Raw genomic sequence first — 17,206 nt, forward strand, 5'->3', positions numbered from 1 at the left:
GCTTCGAACGTTCAAATTTTTCTTTAGACATTGCAGCCTCTCTAACAAAATTCTTTCGGTGTGTTACCTAAGCTAAAAAGCATAACCGAGGTTTATTAGGGGCCTAAATTGAAATGGTGCTGATAGGCGGATTCGAACCGCCGACCTCACCCTTACCAAGGGTGCGCTCTACCAACTGAGCTATATCAGCACTGACGGAATTTGGAGCGGGTGGCGGGAATCGAACCCGCGTCATCAGCTTGGAAGGCTGAGGTAATAGCCACTATACGACACCCGCAAATTCACAATTTTGTGAGGCCACCTCAAAACCAAGGAAATTGCGTGGTGGAGGGGGCAGGATTCGAACCTGCGAAGGCTGAGCCGTCAGATTTACAGTCTGATCCCTTTGGCCACTCGGGAACCCCTCCCGCATTTTGCAATTTGAATTGGTGCCGGCAGAGAGAGTCGAACTCCCGACCTACTGATTACAAGTCAGTTGCTCTACCAGCTGAGCTATGCCGGCACCCCGGTTAGGTGGAGCGCATTCTATGGTACTAAATTTGATAGTGCAATAGATGCGTGCAATTTTTTTAACTTTTTTGGTCTGAGTGGTCAGTTTTTATCTATATCGGACGAAAACTGACCGCCTTTTAGTAACCTATACTATTGTGGTTTATTTACCAAACGGGTGTCGTAAAATGATGGTTTCTTTACGATCAGGTCCGGTTGAAATGATATCCACCGGAACTTCGGTTAATGCTTCTATGCGGGCAATATACGCTAACGCTTCTTGCGGTAACTGCTTATGCTCGGTTACCCCAACCGTACTTTGCTGCCAGCCCGGCATGGTTTCGTAAATAGGTTCGACAACCTCATAATCTTCTGCTGATAGCGGTGGGTGCTCTATCACAGTGCCGTCAGCAAGTTGATAGCCAGTACAAATCTTCAGTTCTTCAAGCCCGTCTAACACATCCAGCTTGGTTAAGCAGAAGCCGCTGATAGAGTTAATTTGTACTGCACGGCGCATGGCAACAGCATCTATCCAGCCAGTACGGCGTTTACGCCCTGTAGTTGCGCCAAACTCGTGGCCTTTTTCACCTAAGTGCTGCCCTACTTCGCAATCAAGTTCTGTAGGGAAAGGACCACTACCCACACGGGTGGTATACGCTTTAACAATACCTAACACGTAGTCAATATAACGCGGCCCGAATCCGGCGCCTGTAGCAACGCCACCGGCAGTCGTATTTGAAGAGGTAACGTAGGGGTAAGTACCATGATCGATATCCAGTAAGGTACCCTGGGCGCCTTCGAACATAATAGAGTCACCGTTCTTGCGGGCCTTATCCAGTAGCGCTGGTACGTCGGCTACCATTGGCTTCAGTACTTCCGCAAACTCTTTGCATTGTTTCAAAACAGTGTCAAAGTCAATTGCATCGGCTTTGTAATACTCAACCAGGGAGAAGTTGTGGTAATCAACCAACTCTTTCAACTTTTCACCGAAGCGTTTCATATCAAATAAGTCGCCAACACGCAGACCACGACGAGCCACTTTATCTTCATACGCAGGACCGATACCACGCCCCGTTGTACCAATGGCTTCTTTACCACGTGCACGTTCACGTGCCTGATCAAGCGCAATATGAAATGGCAAAATTAAAGGGCAGGCTTTACTGATTCGCAGGCGGTCAGCAACGGGTACATTACGAGCTTCCAGCATCGCCATTTCTTCCATCAGTGCTTCGGGTGACAACACCACACCGTTACCAATGATGCACTGAACATTTTCGCGCAAAATGCCTGAAGGAATTAAATGCAGAACGGTTTTTTCACCGTCAATAACCAATGTGTGTCCGGCGTTATGTCCACCCTGATACCGCACAACCATCGTGGCTTTATCGGTTAACAGGTCGACAATTTTACCTTTGCCTTCGTCACCCCATTGGGTGCCTAGAATTACAACGTTCTGACTCATGATTGCCCCGCGTAAAAAAAATCGGAGCGATCTTACCTTTTATCGGAGAGTTTGTACATCGGAGGAGAGCGCCTGATGATCACATCAGACGCTCGGTCATGATTACTCTTCAGTTTTTCCCATCATATTCTGTAAATAACGGAAAAAGTCACTGTTCGCATCCAGTACTAACATATCGTTACCATTACCGAATGAGCCGCTATAAGCTTCCATGCTACGAATGAAAGCAAAGAACTCAGCGTCTTGCTGATACGCGTCAGCATAAATTTTAGCTGCTTGCGCATCACCTTCACCACGTAATTCACGTGACTGACGCTTCGCATCGGCAAGCATTACCGTTACCCGGGCATCAACATCAGCACGGATGAACTCTGCCTGCTCACGACCTTCAGAACGGTGTTCTGTCGCCACTGCGTTACGTTCGGCACGCATACGCTGGTAAATCGACTGACTCACTTCATTAGGTAAGTTGATTTGCATAACGCGAACATCCAGCACCTCAACACCTAAATCAGATGCACTTTCTGAGCCCTGAATCAAAGCTTCGCGCATTAACTCATCACGCTCACCAGAAACGATATCTGAAATTGTGCGGTTACCAAACTCGCTACGTAAGCCACTGTTAATACGACGTGTCAGCAGTGCCTCAGCCTGGAGGTAGTTACCGCCATTGGTACTAAGATAAAAGGTTGAGAAGTCGTTAATACGCCACATCACGTAGGTATCAACAATCAAATCTTTCTTCTCACTGGTCACAAAGCGGTCAGGGTCACCATCCAACGTCTGTAGACGCGCATCAAGCTTTTTCACTTGCTCAATGAAAGGAATTTTAAGGTGTAAACCGGGTTCGAAAACCATCGCTTCACCCGTTTGGGCGTTACGTTCGACCTTACCGAATTGAATCAAGATAGCCCGTTCGCCTTCCTTAACCACATAAACGGAGGACAGACCCAGAACGACCAGGACCACAACAATAATTGCGATTAGGTTTTTCATTAGTTTCGACCTCCGCTACGGTTACTGCTGCGCGTATTTTGTGATTCTGTTCCACTGTTTACAGAACCTCCTGAACCATCTTCAGGAACACGCGCCGGAGAAAATGTGTTGGTACTTCGACCTTGCTTCTCAAGAAGTTTTTCGAGCGGCAAATACATCATGTTATTACCACCTTCGACATCGACCAGTACCTTAGGCGTTTTCGCATAAAGCTCCTGCAAGGTATCCAGATAGATACGCTCACGAGTAACTTCAGGGGCGTTTTTATATTGCGGCAGAAGCTCTTCGAAACGAGCAACCTCACCCTGAGCTTCCAGGATAATTTGTTCACGATAAGCCTGTGCTTCCTGCAACATACGACGTACCTGACCACGTGCCAGCGGTTCTACTTCGCGAGCATAGGCTTCCGCTTCACGAATGAAACGTTCTTCATCTTCCTGTGCTGAAATAGCATCGTCAAAAGCGTCTTTCACAGCTTCCGGTGGACGCGCCGGCAACAGGTTAATATCGACAACCTGTAAACCAACAGTGTACGGGTTCATCGTTTTTTCTAGCATTTCCAGCGTATTCGCTCTCACTTCTTCACGACCACGAGTCAAGACTTCGTCCATGGTTGTGTGACCAACCACGTAACGCAATGCGCTGTCAGTCGCTCTAGATAAAACGCCATCAGCATCTTCGACATTAAACAAGTAAGCACGCGGATCAACGACGCGATACTGAACATCCAGTTCAACCCGAACCACGTTTTCATCCTGAGTCAGCATGTAACCATCGGTTTTATCCGAGCGAATATTATTCACGTCAACATGCTCTACCGAGTCGATAAACACCGGACGCCAATGAAGTCCCGACTCAACCAGTGAATGAAACTGACCAAAACGCAGTACAACACCGCGGTCGGCTTCTTTTACTGTATAGAAACCAGCAATAAACCAGACGATTAACGCAATAATTGCGATAATACCGATACCTTTACTCGGTATACCTGAACTGCCGCCCGAGCCGCCGTTTTTCTTGCCACCAAAACCAAATTTGGAAAGCAGTTTGCGAACTGCTTCATCGAGATCAGGCGGCCCTTGGTCTTTGCCACCTTGATTTTTCCATGGGTCACGGTCGTTGTTGTTACCGTTCCCCGGTTGATTCCAAGCCATTGAGTGCTCCAAGTTTTTAATAAAACTGTTGCTAAAAAATATTATTGCTGCACGACCAGGTCGTCCAGTTGATTGCCGTAGGCCTTATGTAAACGCTGCCAGTCTACCGATGACATACGCACTTGCAATGCAAGTTCACCATTTTCGTCAACATCTTCCGATGTTACGCAATCCCAACGGTATAATGTACCACGTAATTTACCCATTGAGTGCGGGATTTTCAGGGTCAGCTCGACCATTTGTGGCCCAAGTATCTGCCTTAATGCTTCAAGCACATGCTCAATGCCAAGACCTTGCTGCGCTGAAACCCAAACCCTTATTGGTTTTTGGTTATCGTCGTAATCAATTCGTGGTTCGGCACCGTCTACTTGATCTATTTTATTACAAATAATTAACTGAGGTACATCACCAGCATCAATTTCTTCTAAAACCTCAGCGACCTGATCGATATTATTTTGCTGCTGTTCATCACTGACATCAACCACATGCAATAATAAGTTTGCTTCCTGCGTTTCTTGCAAAGTGGCTTTAAAAGCTGCCACTAAGTCATGCGGTAAGTGACGAATAAAGCCGACAGTATCAGCCAGGATGACTTCACCGATGTCTTCTACCGCCAGCTTTCGCAACGTTGGATCCAATGTTGCGAACAGTTGGTCAGCCGCATAAACACCAGCTTCGGTCAACGCATTAAATAGTGTTGATTTACCCGCGTTGGTATAACCCACTAGCGATACCGTCGGAATATCCGCTTTTTTACGAGCCCTGCGCCCCTGTTCCCGCTGCTTCTGGACTTTTTCCAAGCGTTTCAGAATGTTCTTTATTCGCCCGCGAATTAAGCGCCTGTCTGTTTCAAGCTGGGTTTCGCCCGGCCCCCGCAAACCGATACCGCCCTTCTGTCTTTCAAGGTGGGTCCAGCCTCGTACCAACCGTGTCGATATATGACGCAGTTGTGCAAGTTCAACTTGTAATTTACCTTCGTGCGTACGAGCTCGTTGAGCAAATATATCCAGGATTAAACCCGTGCGATCCAATACCCGGCATTTACAAACAGCTTCCAGGTTACGTTCCTGGGTGGGTGACAATGCGTGATTAAATATCACAATGTTGGCGTCAAGCAGCTTTACCTGTTCGGCAATTTCTTCCGCTTTGCCACTACCAACAAAATATCGGGGAGTTGGGGAGCTACGACTGGATGTCATCACTCCCATCGTTTTTACGCCCGAAGAGTCAGCTAAGAGTTGTAATTCTGAGAGATCTTCTCGGTCAACTTCTGCGGGTAAATCCACATGAACCAATATTGCGTAGTCGCCACCTTCATACCTATCGAACAAGTTGTTCAGACCTCTCTTTCATCATTAATCTTCTAATTCAGCCATATCTTCTGCAGCTTGCTGCGGCAAGTAATTTTGTGGAATACGCGCCGGCACAACCGTTGAGATTGCGTGCTTGTACACCATTTGGCTAACCGTGTTTTTTAATAAGACAACAAACTGATCAAAAGACTCAATTTGTCCCTGTAGTTTAATGCCATTTACCAAGTAAATAGATACTGGTATGCGCTCACGACGTAACGCATTTAAGAATGGGTCTTGTAAAGTTTGCCCCTTAGCCATCTTGGATTCCTTTTTATCGTTATTAATATCCAATGTGTAAACAGTAAGCAACAGGACTGCCAATTTGCAGTCACCTGTAAAGACACACTAGACCAGTAAAGAATTTTTGCAATAAGAAAAACGTTAAGAATTACTTATTTAGTCAGAAACTGGATCTGCGGTCTCAAAGACTGAATTTCAATCCTTACCATCAAATTTCTTTGCGGGTTGCTGCATTAGGGAGAGTACTTTAGCCGGCATATCAGCATCACCGGTTTCCAGCCAATGAACACCTGGCCAACCTCGTAACCATGTCATTTGACGCTTTGCCAACTGCCGGGTTGCGATAATGCCGCGCTCGCGCATTTCATCATAGCTGAGTTCACCTGCCAGATACTGCCACATTTGCCGATAACCGACACTGCGTATGGAGGGAAGATCCGGGTGTAAGTCCGGGCGCGAAAACAGTTTTTTGACTTCGTCTTCAAAAGGTTGTGCCAGCATTTGATCAAAACGCTGTTCGATACGCTCGTGTAAAACATGCCGTTCTGCCGGAGCCACCGCAAACTGATAAACTGGTTGAACGAGCTGACCATAACGCGCTTTGGTAAGTTCTGTCAGGCTTTTACCCGTAATTTCGTACACTTCCAGAGCTCTCAATATACGCTGTGGGTCGTTCGGATGAATACGTTCTGCGCTTACCGGGTCAACTTGCTGCAGTTGTTTGTGCAGTGTCGATAACCCCTTTTCATGCAATTTACCAGTCAGCTTTTCGCGTACCGCTGAATCCGATTCCGGCAAATGAGAAAGCCCTTCCAGCAAGGCTTTAAAATACAGCATGGTGCCGCCGACTAGCAAAGGCACCTTGCCGCGTTGCTGAATGTCCTCAATCAAAGCTGTCGCATCTTTTTGGAAATCGGCCGCGGAATAGGTGCCAGCCGGATCTCGAATATCCAGTAAATGATGAGGAGCCTGAGCTTGTTCTTCTGCGCTGGGCTTAGCCGTGCCAATATCCATGCCCTGATAAATCAACGCTGAATCCACAGAAACAATTTCGCAGTCCAGTTGCTCACAAAGCGCCAACGACAACGCCGTTTTACCCGAGGCCGTTGGACCATAAATAGCAATAACGGCATCCTTGCTAAGCATGACCTTCTCCTGGTAACGATAAGCGTTGGAGCATACTCGGTGTTTCAGACAGTTGTGAACGCCACTGAATAAGCCAGTGCTCGGCCTGGGTCAAACTGTATGACTCAAGGCCAGCAAACTGCGCAAGCCAGTTGGCCAGTTGCTTATGTTCAGCACCCTCTGTCAATAATGTAAGCAAGTTGCTGAAACCGCTAACCACATTGCCCTGGCGCAGCATTTCCGGCATCTGTTCAATAATGGCCTGTTCTCGCTGACATTTATACACCACACCGCACTGGTTCAACGCCTGTTGCGGCCATTGGCTTGCCGGGCCAGGTAAGTTGGCTAAATTAATAGCCACCGGCACTAACAATGGTTGGCCATTCAGTCCATCCTGCAATTGTTGCATGAGCTTCTGACTAACGCATTCGATATGCACGTCGGCAAGGTTTAGCCACGCCAGACTGGATTCGTTTCGAATAAGCGCATAAATACCACAAAAAACGGTAAGAACTCGCCAGTTTTCTTCGGCTTTTATTGCCGCACCGGACTCTGTCCGGTGTTGCGTGTCCGTTCTATTATTTTGAGTCGGGGCGGCATTTGGCAGCAATGAACCCGATGCCTTTCTTTCTCCAAGGAAACTTCCGCCTGAGGTTCTACCGGAAGGAAACGACGTTTGTTCTGACGCCTGTTCTTGTGAACCATAATGATGTTGATGGCTGACTGCAGATTGCGAGCTATCTGTCGCAACCAACTGCATCAAAGCCTGCTCAATACGCGTCAGAATAAAATCATGCACTTGCCGCTGGCGGTGAAAACGCACTTCGTGCTTGGCCGGATGCACATTCACATCCACCTGTTCTGACGGCAATTCAAAATAGAGTACAAAAGTAGGGACTCGCTCGTTTGGCAAATACTTTTCATACGCCTGGCGTACTGCATGCGACAACAGCTTGTCCCGCATCATGCGACCATTTACGAAAAAATATTGAATATCACCCTGGTGCCGGCAGTGCTCAGGGGGAACGAGCCAGCCAGTTAAATGAAAATCTCCGTCCACCGCATCGATAGTCGAAGCTTGTTCAGCAAAGCCACCACCACAAATTTTTGCCAGCCGCTGCAACTGTTGCTTTTCGCTCAGCGCCTGCGGAAACATACGGACTGATTTGCCGTTATGATTCAGTTGAAAACCAACTTCAAAACGACTGAGCGCAATACGCTTGATGACTTCATCTATGTGGCTGAACTCAGTTTTTTCCGTACGCAGAAACTTACGTCTTGCCGGCGTGTTAAAAAATAAGTCCTGAATATCAACCGTGGTGCCATCGGGGTGTGCCGCAGGCTCGATATTAACCTGCATGTCCCGACCTTCGGCCCAGGCCTGCCAGGCCTCTTCTTGCTCCGGCGGTTTTGATATTAAACGTAAGCGGGAAACCGAACTAATACTGGCCAAAGCCTCACCACGAAAGCCAAGGCTGCCAATATGCTCCAAATCATCCAGGCTCTTAATTTTACTGGTCGCATGCCGACTTAACGCCAAAGTCAGTTCCTGCTTAACGATACCACTGCCATTATCGCGGATTCTTATGCGCTTGCTGCCACCCTGCTCTATATCCAGCACTAACTGCGTTGCGCCAGCATCCAATGCATTTTCAACGAGCTCTTTCACTACGGACGAAGGACGTTCAACCACCTCACCCGCAGCAATTTGGTTCGCAAGCTCTATCGGTAACTGCTGAATCGTCATCAGCGACTCGGAATTGTGAGCTTTTGACCAATATTCAGCGCGTTGCTGGCCAGATTATTCTCAGACTTAATGGCTTTAACGGTGGTGTTGTAACGCTGCGCCAGTACTGACAAGGAATCTCCCGACTTCACCGTGTAGGTAAAACTGCTTTGGTTAGCCAAATAGGTATTGTCTATCGGGTTACTGACAAAGTAACGACGAATGCCGTTATAAAGGGCTCGAGCCAATTTCTGCTGATGAGCATTGCTGGTCAGCAGTTGCTCTTCTCTTGGGTTTGAAATGAACCCGGTTTCCACCAGCAAGGACGGTTTATCCGGCGACTTTAACACTGCCAGACTTGCAGCCTGCGGTGTTCGTTTATGCATCTTGGTTACTGCTGACATCTCGTCGATAATGTGTTTTGCCGCACTATAGGCGCCAGCAATAGAGCTGTCCATTGACATGTCCAATAGGGTTTCCGCCAGATAAGGTTCATGCCCATTTTTACTCAGAATATCGGTCACTCCACCCAGCAATTCAGATTGCTGCTCCCGGTTCTCTAACCAGCGACCCACTTCGGAATCCGCCCGACGTTTTGATAACACCCAGACAGAACCGCCATTAGGCTGAGGTGTGCGGAACGCATCAGCGTGAATGGAAACAAAGAAATCAGCTTTGGCGTCCCAGGCTTTTTGCGGGCGCTCGTTCAGACCCACGTAATAATCACCGGTACGAATCAAGTAAGCCTGCATACCCGGATCGTCGTTAATCAATTTCGCTAACGCTCGTGCTATGCGGATAACCACGTGTTTTTCATAAGTACCCCGCGGACCAATAGAACCGGGGTCATCGCCACCATGCCCGGCATCTATCGCCACAGTGACTCGTCTGTCTTTCAATTCAGACACTGACTTTGCTGGCCCGCTGCGCTCTATCGATTTACCCGGTAAGTCCACCACTAAACGATCTTTGTAGGACTCATTAGCAGGAAGAGTAAACAGGTTCGCGTCGCTTTTCGAGTCCAGCTCAATAACAATACGGGTACTGCGGGAGTTTTTAGGCGAGCTGGTGCGAATCTTGTCCACCAACAGGGAGTCTTTGCCCAAATTATTCAAGTCGGCTTTGAGCGAGGTATTGTTAAAGTCAATTACCAGGCGGTAAGGTTTTTGCTGATAAAGAGTGAAATAGGAATAGTCCGGTGTATCAGACAGGTCAAACACCACCCGCGTTTTATCCGGGGATGGCCATACCCTTACACTGTCTACACTGTTGTCAGCCCATGCCCACAAAGGAACACAAGCAAACAAGAATACCCAAAATCGCTTCATCATAATGTTTTAATTATTCTTTGTCCGGCTTCAGTTAGCGCACTGAAAGTCATTTTACGTCCATTGCCAGCATACTTGATTCGGATCTCAATGTCCGCTCCGGGCAGCCAGCCATAGCCTTTATCAGGCCATTCTATAAAGTTTAGCGTATCTTCGGCAAAATAATCACGAATTCCCATGTACTCAAGTTCTTCAGCATCAGCAAGTCGATACAAATCAAAATGGTGAATCCGCCATCCCTTCAGTTGATAGGGTTCTACCAGAGTATAAGTGGGGCTTTTCACCGCACCGGAATGCCCCAAAGCCTGAATAACCCCCCGGCAAAACGCAGTTTTACCTGCACCCAACTCGCCTTCCAGGTAGACCACTAAAGGGGTCTGTAAAACTTCTGAAAATTTCTTCGCAAGCGCCAGTGTTTCCTCTTCATCGGCTAACTCACATTGGTGTACCTCAGTCATCATCCCTTCCATATCCATTCACCAAACGCCTTATATAAGGCAACAAGTCCGAGGCTAAGGTTCCCCGTTCACCTTCTTTTCCTGCTTCTTCGCCTGCCATCGCATGCCATAACGCACCCGCAATCAGTGCCTGCGCTGGCGCCATTTTCTGTGCCAATAAACCGCTAACCAGCCCGGTTAAGAGATCCCCCATTCCGCCAGACGCCATCGCTGGAGAACCGCGATCAATCAGGGACTTACCCCGGTCCGTAACTAACAATGAACCCGCCCCTTTTAACAACACTTGGGCGCCATACTTTTCACGAAGTTGTAGGGTTGCCGCAAAACGGTCTTCCGCAATTTCTCCGGTTGTTGTTTTCAATAATCTTGCGGCCTCTCCCGGGTGCGGAGTAAGCAACATTTTTGCCGACCGAATCGGGTAACTGGCCAGTAAATTCAACCCATCTGCATCAATGACTTTCAGTACATCGGTTTTCATGACCTGTTTGAATACATCATGGCTCCAATGGCTCTGCCCCAAACCAGGTCCGAGCGCAATGACCGATGCCTGACGCAATAACGGTTGCAGACTCTCTTCGTCCCGAATGCCATGCACCATGGCTTCAGGTTGTGCTGCTGCAACAATGGCTTGCACCTCTGGATGACAGGCCACTGAAACTTTACCAGCACCTGCACGCAGAGCCGATTGCATTGCCAGTATCACCGCCCCTGACATGCCAGGTTGTCCACCGACAATTAAAACATGCCCTTGCTCGCCTTTGTGAGTGCAACGTGGCCGGACTGGCAGCCAGTCGCCAAGTGCACCGGAGTCGACCCGGAACCAATCCGTTTCATTTTGCTGCTGAAAACTCTCACCAACACCTAAATCTTCCAACACCAGTTCGCCAATATGATCTTGCGCTTGGCCCGTCAGCAAACCTCGTTTTAATGCCACCAGGCTAACCGTCAAGTGAGCCCGCACAGCAGCCCCCGGAGCGTGACCGTTATCGGCGTTCAACCCAGACGGTACATCAATTGAAATTACTGGCGTAGTGCTGGCGTTAACGCGCTGTACCCAGATAACCGGGTCGCCTTCTAGCGCCCGGTTTAAACCCACACCGAATAAGGCATCAACCACAACATCAAACTGTTCAGGCGCACAGTCAAGCAAGGCTTTTTCTCTACCGCCCTGCTCCCGCCACGCTGAGCGCGCGCGGTGCGCGTCGGACTCTACCGGCTTTGGCAGTTCTGCGTTGGGTTTTAGAGCAAACACCTGTACCTGATAGCCGGCTTCCTGAGCTAGTCGGGCAACAATATAACCATCGCCCCCATTGTTACCTTCGCCACAGCACACCGCTATGTTCGCAGGCGCAGGGAAGCGCTGCTTTAACTGTTTAAAGACAGCTTTACCGGCCGCCGACATTAACTGCGTCATGGTCATTGAGCAGGCTTTAGCCGCTTTTTCTTCGCCTTGCTGCAGTTGCTCAACGCGATAAAGGCAATTACTAAAATAGTTGTTGTCGGTGTTTTTCATCATGGCTTGCTACTCTTGGCTTAGTCTGGTTTAAACACACCAATAACCTGGTCAAACTGACGCTGGCTGCCACCGCCCTGCTCCTTGGGCTCACTGAATCGGTGCTTACATTGCACGCACTCAACTTGTTCGATATCGTTTTCGATAAAGAGCATGAGCGTGTCCATGGCATCGCATTTGGGGCAAACGGCCCCGGCAATAAATCGCTTCTTTTCTCTAGCCACAACAGCTCCTGTGTTAGAATTGTGAGCAGAACACGTCTATGATACCGCAGCTGAACAGCTGTACAAAATGAAGAGTAGTTTATGATCCGTGCTGAAGCTATCACCTTAATGCGTGGCGGTGATGTTTTATTTGAAGACAGTGACTTACAAGTTTTTCCGGGCCACCGAGTGGGCTTAGTCGGACGCAATGGCTGTGGCAAGTCGTCGTTGTTCGCCTTGTTACGGGGAGAATTAAGTGCCGACAGCGGCAATATCCACCTGCCAGCCGACTGGCGAATTGCCAGCGTGGCACAGGATACTCCGGCACTGGATCAGTCCGCTATTGACTATGTCATGGACGGTGATACTGAATTTCGCCAACTGGAAGCGCAGCTGACAAAAGCTGAAAATGATAATAACGGTGAAGCCATCGCGCACTGTCATGACAAGCTCGCCGCCATTGGTGCCTACGACATTCAGCCCCGAACCGCCAGTTTAATGGCCGGCCTGGGTTTTACCCAAACGCAACTGCAGCAGCCAGTTAAGGCGTTTTCCGGTGGTTGGCGTATGCGTCTTAATTTGGCACAGGTACTGATTGCCCGTGCCGATTTAATGCTGCTGGATGAACCAACCAACCACCTGGATGTTGACGCCATTTTCTGGCTGGAAAGCTGGTTAAAACAATACGACGGAACGCTGTTACTGATTTCGCATGACCGTGACTTTCTCGACTCGGTTACCACCGACATAACCCATATTGAGCATAAGAAACTGAATAGCTACCGCGGTAACTACTCGCAGTTTGAGCGCCAGCGTGCAGAGCATATGGCTCAACAACAGAGTGAGTACGAAAAAGCACAGGTTATGCGTCAACATTTGCAAGCCTACGTTGACCGGTTTCGCTATAAAGCCAGCAAAGCCAAACAGGCACAAAGCCGCTTAAAAGCCATTGAAAAGCTGCCCAACCAGGCGCCACTTCGCGCCGAAAGCGGCATCGATTTTCACTTTCTGACGCCGGAAAAGTTACCTAATCCGCTGTTAACGCTTCGCGACGCCCAAGCGGGCTATGGTGACACCACCATTCTTGAAAAAATTAAGCTCAACCTGGTACCCGGTACCCGGTTAGGGTTACTTGGCCGCAACGGGGCCGGTAAATCAACACTGATTAAACTACTGGCTGGCGAGCTCGAACCTATGGCCGGTGATAGACTGGTTAACCCTGGCCTCAGCATTGGCTATTTTGCACAGCATCAGCTGGAAACGCTGGACTTGGCAGCGTCGGCGCTGTTGCATTTACAACGCATTGATAAACAAGCCAGTGAGCAGAAGCTGCGTGACTTTTTAGGTAACTTTGGTTTTTCCGGTGACCAGGCAACCCGCTCAGTTGAGCCCATGTCCGGTGGTGAAAAAGCGCGTTTAGCCCTGGCGCTGATTATTTATCAACGGCCAAATTTATTGCTGCTGGATGAGCCGACCAACCATTTAGACTTAGGCTTACGTGACGCTCTGGTTGCGGCTTTGCAGGAATACGAGGGCGCACTGATTGTGGTCTCGCACGACAGACACTTGCTGCGCACTACGGTGGATGAATTCTGCCTGGTTGCCGACGGCAAAGCAGAAACGTTCGACGGCGATTTAGAAGCTTATCATGACTGGCTGCAGCAACAGGCGGCTAATGACAAACGCAGCGAGCAACCAGTCACACGGCAACGGGACGACCGCAAGCAACAAAAACGCAAAGAAGCCGAAGCTCGGCAGAAAACCAAACCCTTGCGCCAGCAAATAGAAAAAGCTGAAAAGAGCATTCACACGCTGGAGCAGAAGTTAGCCGATATTCACGAACAACTGAGTGACAGCAATCTTTATGACGAGGCCAACAAAGCCAGGTTGCAGACGTTGTTAGATGAACAGGCGCAGGCACAAAAAGATTTGCAGCATCACGAAAGCCTCTGGATGACGGCAGAAGAAGAACTGGCAGAATTAACCGAAGAACTGCAGCAAGCGGAGGATAAATGATTATTCCCTGGCAGGAAATTGATCAGGAAACACTGAACAACTTAATGGAATCCATTGTGCTGCGCGAAGGCACTGACTACGGCAGTCAGGAACTCAGCTTTGCAACAAAAGTGGACCAGTTAAAGCAACGCCTGAAGTCCGGCGAAGCTGTAATTGTTTACTCTGAATTACACGAGAGTGTCGATGTAGTAGACAAAGACAGCGTTACCGGAAACGAGCCTGACGGGCAATAAATATTTCTTCCCAGGGAACGTTTTGATCACCCAAGATTAAAAAGTTGGGGTTCAGCAAACTGACCGTGCGGTTGTAGGTAATGGGTTCAAAGTTCTCATTGACGATACGCCCACCCGCTTCACCCACAATCACTTGTGAAGCGGCCGTATCCCATTCGCCCGTTGGCCCAAGTCTTAAGAAGCAGTCAGCCTTCCCTTCAGCAATTAAACAGGCTTTTAGAGAGCAACTCCCGGTTGGAAAAGGCTGGACATCACGCTCGGTTTGCAACCGTTTAAGCACCGGTTCTCTGGCCTGTCGACGGCTAATGGCAATAACGATAGGATCCGCTTGTGGATCAGCGAATTTGCGCACATTAATGGGCCGGCATTCCAGCGCATCTTGTTTAAAAGCACCTGCGCCTTTTTCTGCATAATAGAGCGCTTCACCTACTGGCCAGAAGATAACGCCAATAACCGGTTCGTTCTTTTCTACATACGCTATGTTGACCGCAAAATCGCCAGAGCGAGCAATGAATTCCTGAGTACCATCGATGGGATCAATAATGAAATAAGCTCCCCACTGGCGACGCTCATTATAGTCCTGATGTTCGCTTTCCTCCGAAATAACGGGAATGCCCGGAAACGCCTGCTTAAGTCGGTCTTCAATAAGTTCGCTGGCAATAATATCGGCGGTTGTGACTGGCGAGTCATCGGTTTTTTCTGCGGTACTGTAGTCACGTCGTTCGTACATCGACAGAATCACTCCGCCGGCTTCTATTGCTATTTCTTTGAGTCGTTCCAGCATGGTTCCTGCCACTAGCGCCTCTCGCCCTGATTACGTAAAAGCATTAACAGCGCAGCAACGCTGCGGGCTTCAGAAAAGTCAGGCTGAGCCAGTAGGTTATTCATGTCGTCCAGCCGCCAGGTCACTTTTTCCAGCGGCTCAGGCTCATCGCCCGGCAAGCTCTCAGGATACAAATCGCGAGCAACAAACACACTCATTTTGGCTGAAAAGAACTGAGGCGCTAAACTTAATTCCATTAAAAATTCAAGTTGATGGCTACCGTAACCGACTTCTTCTTTCAGCTCACGTTGAGCCGCTTCTTCTGGCGTTTCGCCTGCATCGATAAGCCCTTTCGGGAAGCCTAACTGGTAGTCGTGCACACCTGCCGCGTATTCTCGAATCAGCAACAAGGTCTCGTCATCCAGGCAAGGGACAATCATCACCGCGCCGCGGCCACTGCCTTTCATGCGCTCAAACTGACGCTGCTCACCATTGCTGAACTTAAGATCGACCGCTTCTACGCGCATCAGGCGGCTTTGCGCAACAACGCGGCGGGATAAAATTTGCGGGACTTGTTTTTCTTTACTCATACGACAGATCCAAGTCATTGTCTCTCTTTACTATAACGACTCTGCGCACAGAAAACAGTGTCAATTTACGCTTTTCTTATAGAGTGCTACTATCTAAAGCCCGTCCACCCGGTAGTGAAGCGAGTAATATGACTGCAATAAAGCCTGAAACCGAAACTGAATACGATGTGGTTGTCATCGGTACTGGCCCCGGCGGCGAAGGTGCCGCCATGCAACTGGCCAAAAGCGGCTACAACGTTGCCATAGTAGAAAAGCACAAAGCCCTTGGCGGCGGCTGTACTCACTGGGGAACCATTCCTTCAAAAGCCTTGCGCCACTCGGTCAGTCGCTTAATTGAATACAACAATAACCCCTTATTCTCAGGCCCGGGCTGGCAGAGCGGTATGACCTTCAGCCACATATTGCACTACGCCGAGTCGGTTATCCGTAAACAGGTCAAGCTACGCAGTTCATTTTACGACCGCAATGATGTCACCGTTGTACACGGCACCGCCTCATTTTTAGATAAGAACCGCATTCGAGTGACCAAACTCGACGGCTCTGTCGATGACTTAATAACGAAACACGTGGTGATAGCCACCGGCTCACGCCCCTACAACCCAGAAGATGTCGACTTCTCGCACCCTAGAATTTACGACTCGGACAAAGTGCTTTCTTTGTCTCACGAACCTAAAACCATTCTGATTTATGGTGCCGGTGTGGTTGGCAGTGAATACGCCAGTATTTTCCGAGGTATGGGCGTCAAGGTCGACTTGGTTAATCAACGTGAACGCTTATTGTCTTTCCTGGATGCCGAGATTTCTGATGCGTTAAGTTACCACTTACGTAACAGCGGTGTGGTGATTCGTCACAACGAAGAATACGACACCATTACCGGTTATGAAGACAAAGTGGTTCTAAAAACCAAGTCCGGTAAGACCATGGCCGCTGACTGCTTACTCTTCGCTAATGGCCGATCCGGTAACATTGAAGAACTTAACTGTCAGGAAGTGGGGCTCGAGCCTAACTACCGCGGACAACTGGAAGTAGATGACAACTACCAGACCGCCGTGGAAAACATTTACGCGGTAGGCGATATCATCGGCTACCCCAGCTTAGCCAGTGCGGCTTATGATCAAGGCCGCATTTGCGCGTCGGCAATTATTAACGGCAACTGCGACAAAGCGCTGGTCAGCGACATTCCTACCGGTATTTATACCATTCCGGAAATTAGCTCGGTCGGTAAAACCGAAGAGGAGCTGACTGAAATGAAAGTGCCTTATGAGGTCGGCCGCGCGCAGTTTAAGCACCTTGCGCGGGCGCAAATTTCCGGTGCGGATGTCGGCTGCCTGAAGTTATTGTTCCACCGCGAAACCCGCGAACTTCTGGGCCTTCATTGCTTTGGCGAACGAGCTTCAGAAATTATCCACATTGGTCAGGCCATTATGGAGCAAAAAAACGGTGGTAACACCATCGACTACTTCGTCAACACCACCTTTAACTACCCGACCATGGCCGAAGCTTATCGTGTTGCTGCACTAAACGGCATTAACCGCTTGCTGCAATAAGTCTGCGG

At 49.0% G+C, this 17,206-nt stretch carries 16 protein-coding genes and 4 tRNA genes; 3 read left to right on the forward strand and 17 right to left on the reverse strand.

Annotated features, from left to right (window positions below):
* Positions 1 to 114: 114 nt before the first annotated feature.
* From CWI78_RS05510 to CWI78_RS05580, 15 genes are all read right to left on the reverse strand, one after another.
* A tRNA-Thr gene (locus tag CWI78_RS05510) sits at positions 115 to 190 on the reverse strand.
* Positions 191 to 202: 12 nt separating this feature from the next.
* A tRNA-Gly gene (locus tag CWI78_RS05515) sits at positions 203 to 277 on the reverse strand.
* Between the two features lie 45 nt (positions 278 to 322).
* Positions 323 to 407 (reverse strand) — tRNA-Tyr (locus CWI78_RS05520).
* A gap of 19 nt (positions 408 to 426) precedes the next feature.
* Positions 427 to 502, reverse strand: a tRNA-Thr gene (locus CWI78_RS05525).
* Between the two features lie 150 nt (positions 503 to 652).
* Positions 653 to 1,951 (reverse strand): adenylosuccinate synthase, encoded by a 1,299-nt coding sequence (locus tag CWI78_RS05530; protein ID WP_126781062.1) that lies wholly within the window; start codon positions 1,949 to 1,951, stop codon positions 653 to 655.
* Positions 1,952 to 2,053: 102 nt separating this feature from the next.
* Positions 2,054 to 2,947 carry a protease modulator HflC gene (hflC, locus tag CWI78_RS05535; protein ID WP_126781063.1) on the reverse strand — a complete coding sequence of 298 codons (894 nt, stop codon included), beginning with the start codon at positions 2,945 to 2,947 and terminating at the stop codon, positions 2,054 to 2,056.
* A complete protein-coding gene (gene hflK, locus CWI78_RS05540; RefSeq protein WP_126781065.1) occupies positions 2,947 to 4,101 on the reverse strand; it encodes an FtsH protease activity modulator HflK in 1,155 nt (384 codons plus the stop codon). The genes hflC and hflK overlap by 1 nt, the downstream gene beginning before the upstream one ends.
* A 41-nt stretch (positions 4,102 to 4,142) precedes the next feature.
* Positions 4,143 to 5,432 (reverse strand): ribosome rescue GTPase HflX, encoded by a 1,290-nt coding sequence (gene hflX / locus CWI78_RS05545; protein ID WP_126781067.1) that lies wholly within the window; start codon positions 5,430 to 5,432, stop codon positions 4,143 to 4,145.
* Positions 5,433 to 5,456: 24 nt separating this feature from the next.
* Positions 5,457 to 5,714: an RNA chaperone Hfq gene (hfq, locus tag CWI78_RS05550; protein ID WP_054490705.1), complete on the reverse strand. Its 258-nt coding sequence runs from the start codon at positions 5,712 to 5,714 to the stop codon at positions 5,457 to 5,459.
* A 177-nt stretch (positions 5,715 to 5,891) separates the two neighbouring features.
* The gene (miaA, locus tag CWI78_RS05555) at positions 5,892 to 6,842 is read right to left on the reverse strand and encodes a tRNA (adenosine(37)-N6)-dimethylallyltransferase MiaA (protein WP_126781069.1); all 951 of its coding nucleotides are present in this window, start codon (positions 6,840 to 6,842) and stop codon (positions 5,892 to 5,894) included.
* Positions 6,835 to 8,568 (reverse strand): DNA mismatch repair endonuclease MutL, encoded by a 1,734-nt coding sequence (gene mutL / locus CWI78_RS05560; RefSeq protein ID WP_126781071.1) that lies wholly within the window; start codon positions 8,566 to 8,568, stop codon positions 6,835 to 6,837. Before mutL ends, miaA begins: the two co-directional genes overlap by 8 nt.
* Positions 8,568 to 9,878, reverse strand: a complete 1,311-nt coding sequence (locus tag CWI78_RS05565) for an N-acetylmuramoyl-L-alanine amidase (RefSeq protein ID WP_126781073.1) — start codon at positions 9,876 to 9,878, stop codon at positions 8,568 to 8,570. Before CWI78_RS05565 ends, mutL begins: the two co-directional genes overlap by 1 nt.
* The gene (gene tsaE / locus CWI78_RS05570; protein WP_126781075.1) at positions 9,875 to 10,333 is read right to left on the reverse strand and encodes a tRNA (adenosine(37)-N6)-threonylcarbamoyltransferase complex ATPase subunit type 1 TsaE; all 459 of its coding nucleotides are present in this window, start codon (positions 10,331 to 10,333) and stop codon (positions 9,875 to 9,877) included. Before tsaE ends, CWI78_RS05565 begins: the two co-directional genes overlap by 4 nt.
* Positions 10,326 to 11,849, reverse strand: coding sequence for an NAD(P)H-hydrate dehydratase (locus tag CWI78_RS05575; RefSeq protein WP_244213079.1), 1,524 nt, complete (start codon positions 11,847 to 11,849; stop codon positions 10,326 to 10,328). The genes tsaE and CWI78_RS05575 overlap by 8 nt, the downstream gene beginning before the upstream one ends.
* A gap of 17 nt (positions 11,850 to 11,866) precedes the next feature.
* Positions 11,867 to 12,070, reverse strand: coding sequence for a YheV family putative zinc ribbon protein (locus tag CWI78_RS05580; protein ID WP_126781077.1), 204 nt, complete (start codon positions 12,068 to 12,070; stop codon positions 11,867 to 11,869).
* 81 nt (positions 12,071 to 12,151) lie between these two features.
* Here CWI78_RS05580 and CWI78_RS05585 point away from each other — a divergent pair, with 81 nt between their 5' ends.
* Positions 12,152 to 14,065 carry an ATP-binding cassette domain-containing protein gene (locus tag CWI78_RS05585; RefSeq protein WP_126781079.1) on the forward strand — a complete coding sequence of 638 codons (1,914 nt, stop codon included), beginning with the start codon at positions 12,152 to 12,154 and terminating at the stop codon, positions 14,063 to 14,065.
* Positions 14,062 to 14,298, forward strand: coding sequence for a YheU family protein (locus tag CWI78_RS05590; RefSeq protein WP_126781081.1), 237 nt, complete (start codon positions 14,062 to 14,064; stop codon positions 14,296 to 14,298). Before CWI78_RS05585 ends, CWI78_RS05590 begins: the two co-directional genes overlap by 4 nt.
* On the opposite strand, the gene cysQ is transcribed toward CWI78_RS05590, so the two are convergent.
* Both cysQ and nudE read right to left on the reverse strand, forming a co-directional pair.
* Positions 14,270 to 15,094, reverse strand: a complete 825-nt coding sequence (gene cysQ, locus CWI78_RS05595; protein WP_126781083.1) for a 3'(2'),5'-bisphosphate nucleotidase CysQ — start codon at positions 15,092 to 15,094, stop codon at positions 14,270 to 14,272. The genes CWI78_RS05590 and cysQ overlap by 29 nt on opposite strands.
* Positions 15,094 to 15,669, reverse strand: a complete 576-nt coding sequence (nudE, locus tag CWI78_RS05600) for an ADP compounds hydrolase NudE (RefSeq protein ID WP_420809835.1) — start codon at positions 15,667 to 15,669, stop codon at positions 15,094 to 15,096. Before nudE ends, cysQ begins: the two co-directional genes overlap by 1 nt.
* A 110-nt stretch (positions 15,670 to 15,779) precedes the next feature.
* Between nudE and sthA the strand changes: the two genes are divergently transcribed.
* Positions 15,780 to 17,198 carry a Si-specific NAD(P)(+) transhydrogenase gene (gene sthA / locus CWI78_RS05605; protein ID WP_126781085.1) on the forward strand — a complete coding sequence of 473 codons (1,419 nt, stop codon included), beginning with the start codon at positions 15,780 to 15,782 and terminating at the stop codon, positions 17,196 to 17,198.
* Positions 17,199 to 17,206 lie beyond the last annotated feature (8 nt).

It is taken from the genome of Idiomarina ramblicola (assembly GCF_003987255.1).
In the GTDB taxonomy this organism is placed as follows: domain Bacteria; phylum Pseudomonadota; class Gammaproteobacteria; order Enterobacterales; family Alteromonadaceae; genus Idiomarina; species Idiomarina ramblicola.

Bases quoted from the DNA above. Each gene is read 5' to 3' on its own strand.
- CWI78_RS05530 (WP_126781062.1), bottom strand. From the start codon at position 1,951: ATGAGTCAGAACGTTGTAATTCTAGGCACCCAATGGGGTGACGAAGGC.
- hflC (WP_126781063.1), bottom strand. From the start codon at position 2,947: ATGAAAAACCTAATCGCAATTATTGTTGTGGTCCTGGTCGTTCTGGGT.
- hflK (WP_126781065.1), bottom strand. From the start codon at position 4,101: ATGGCTTGGAATCAACCGGGGAACGGTAACAACAACGACCGTGACCCA.
- hfq (WP_054490705.1), bottom strand. From the start codon at position 5,714: ATGGCTAAGGGGCAAACTTTACAAGACCCATTCTTAAATGCGTTACGT.
- miaA (WP_126781069.1), bottom strand. From the start codon at position 6,842: ATGCTTAGCAAGGATGCCGTTATTGCTATTTATGGTCCAACGGCCTCG.
- mutL (WP_126781071.1), bottom strand. From the start codon at position 8,568: ATGACGATTCAGCAGTTACCGATAGAGCTTGCGAACCAAATTGCTGCG.
- CWI78_RS05565 (WP_126781073.1), bottom strand. From the start codon at position 9,878: ATGATGAAGCGATTTTGGGTATTCTTGTTTGCTTGTGTTCCTTTGTGG.
- tsaE (WP_126781075.1), bottom strand. From the start codon at position 10,333: ATGACTGAGGTACACCAATGTGAGTTAGCCGATGAAGAGGAAACACTG.
- CWI78_RS05575 (WP_244213079.1), bottom strand. From the start codon at position 11,849: ATGATGAAAAACACCGACAACAACTATTTTAGTAATTGCCTTTATCGC.
- CWI78_RS05585 (WP_126781079.1), top strand. From the start codon at position 12,152: ATGATCCGTGCTGAAGCTATCACCTTAATGCGTGGCGGTGATGTTTTA.
- CWI78_RS05590 (WP_126781081.1), top strand. From the start codon at position 14,062: ATGATTATTCCCTGGCAGGAAATTGATCAGGAAACACTGAACAACTTA.
- nudE (WP_420809835.1), bottom strand. From the start codon at position 15,669: ATGACTTGGATCTGTCGTATGAGTAAAGAAAAACAAGTCCCGCAAATT.
- sthA (WP_126781085.1), top strand. From the start codon at position 15,780: ATGACTGCAATAAAGCCTGAAACCGAAACTGAATACGATGTGGTTGTC.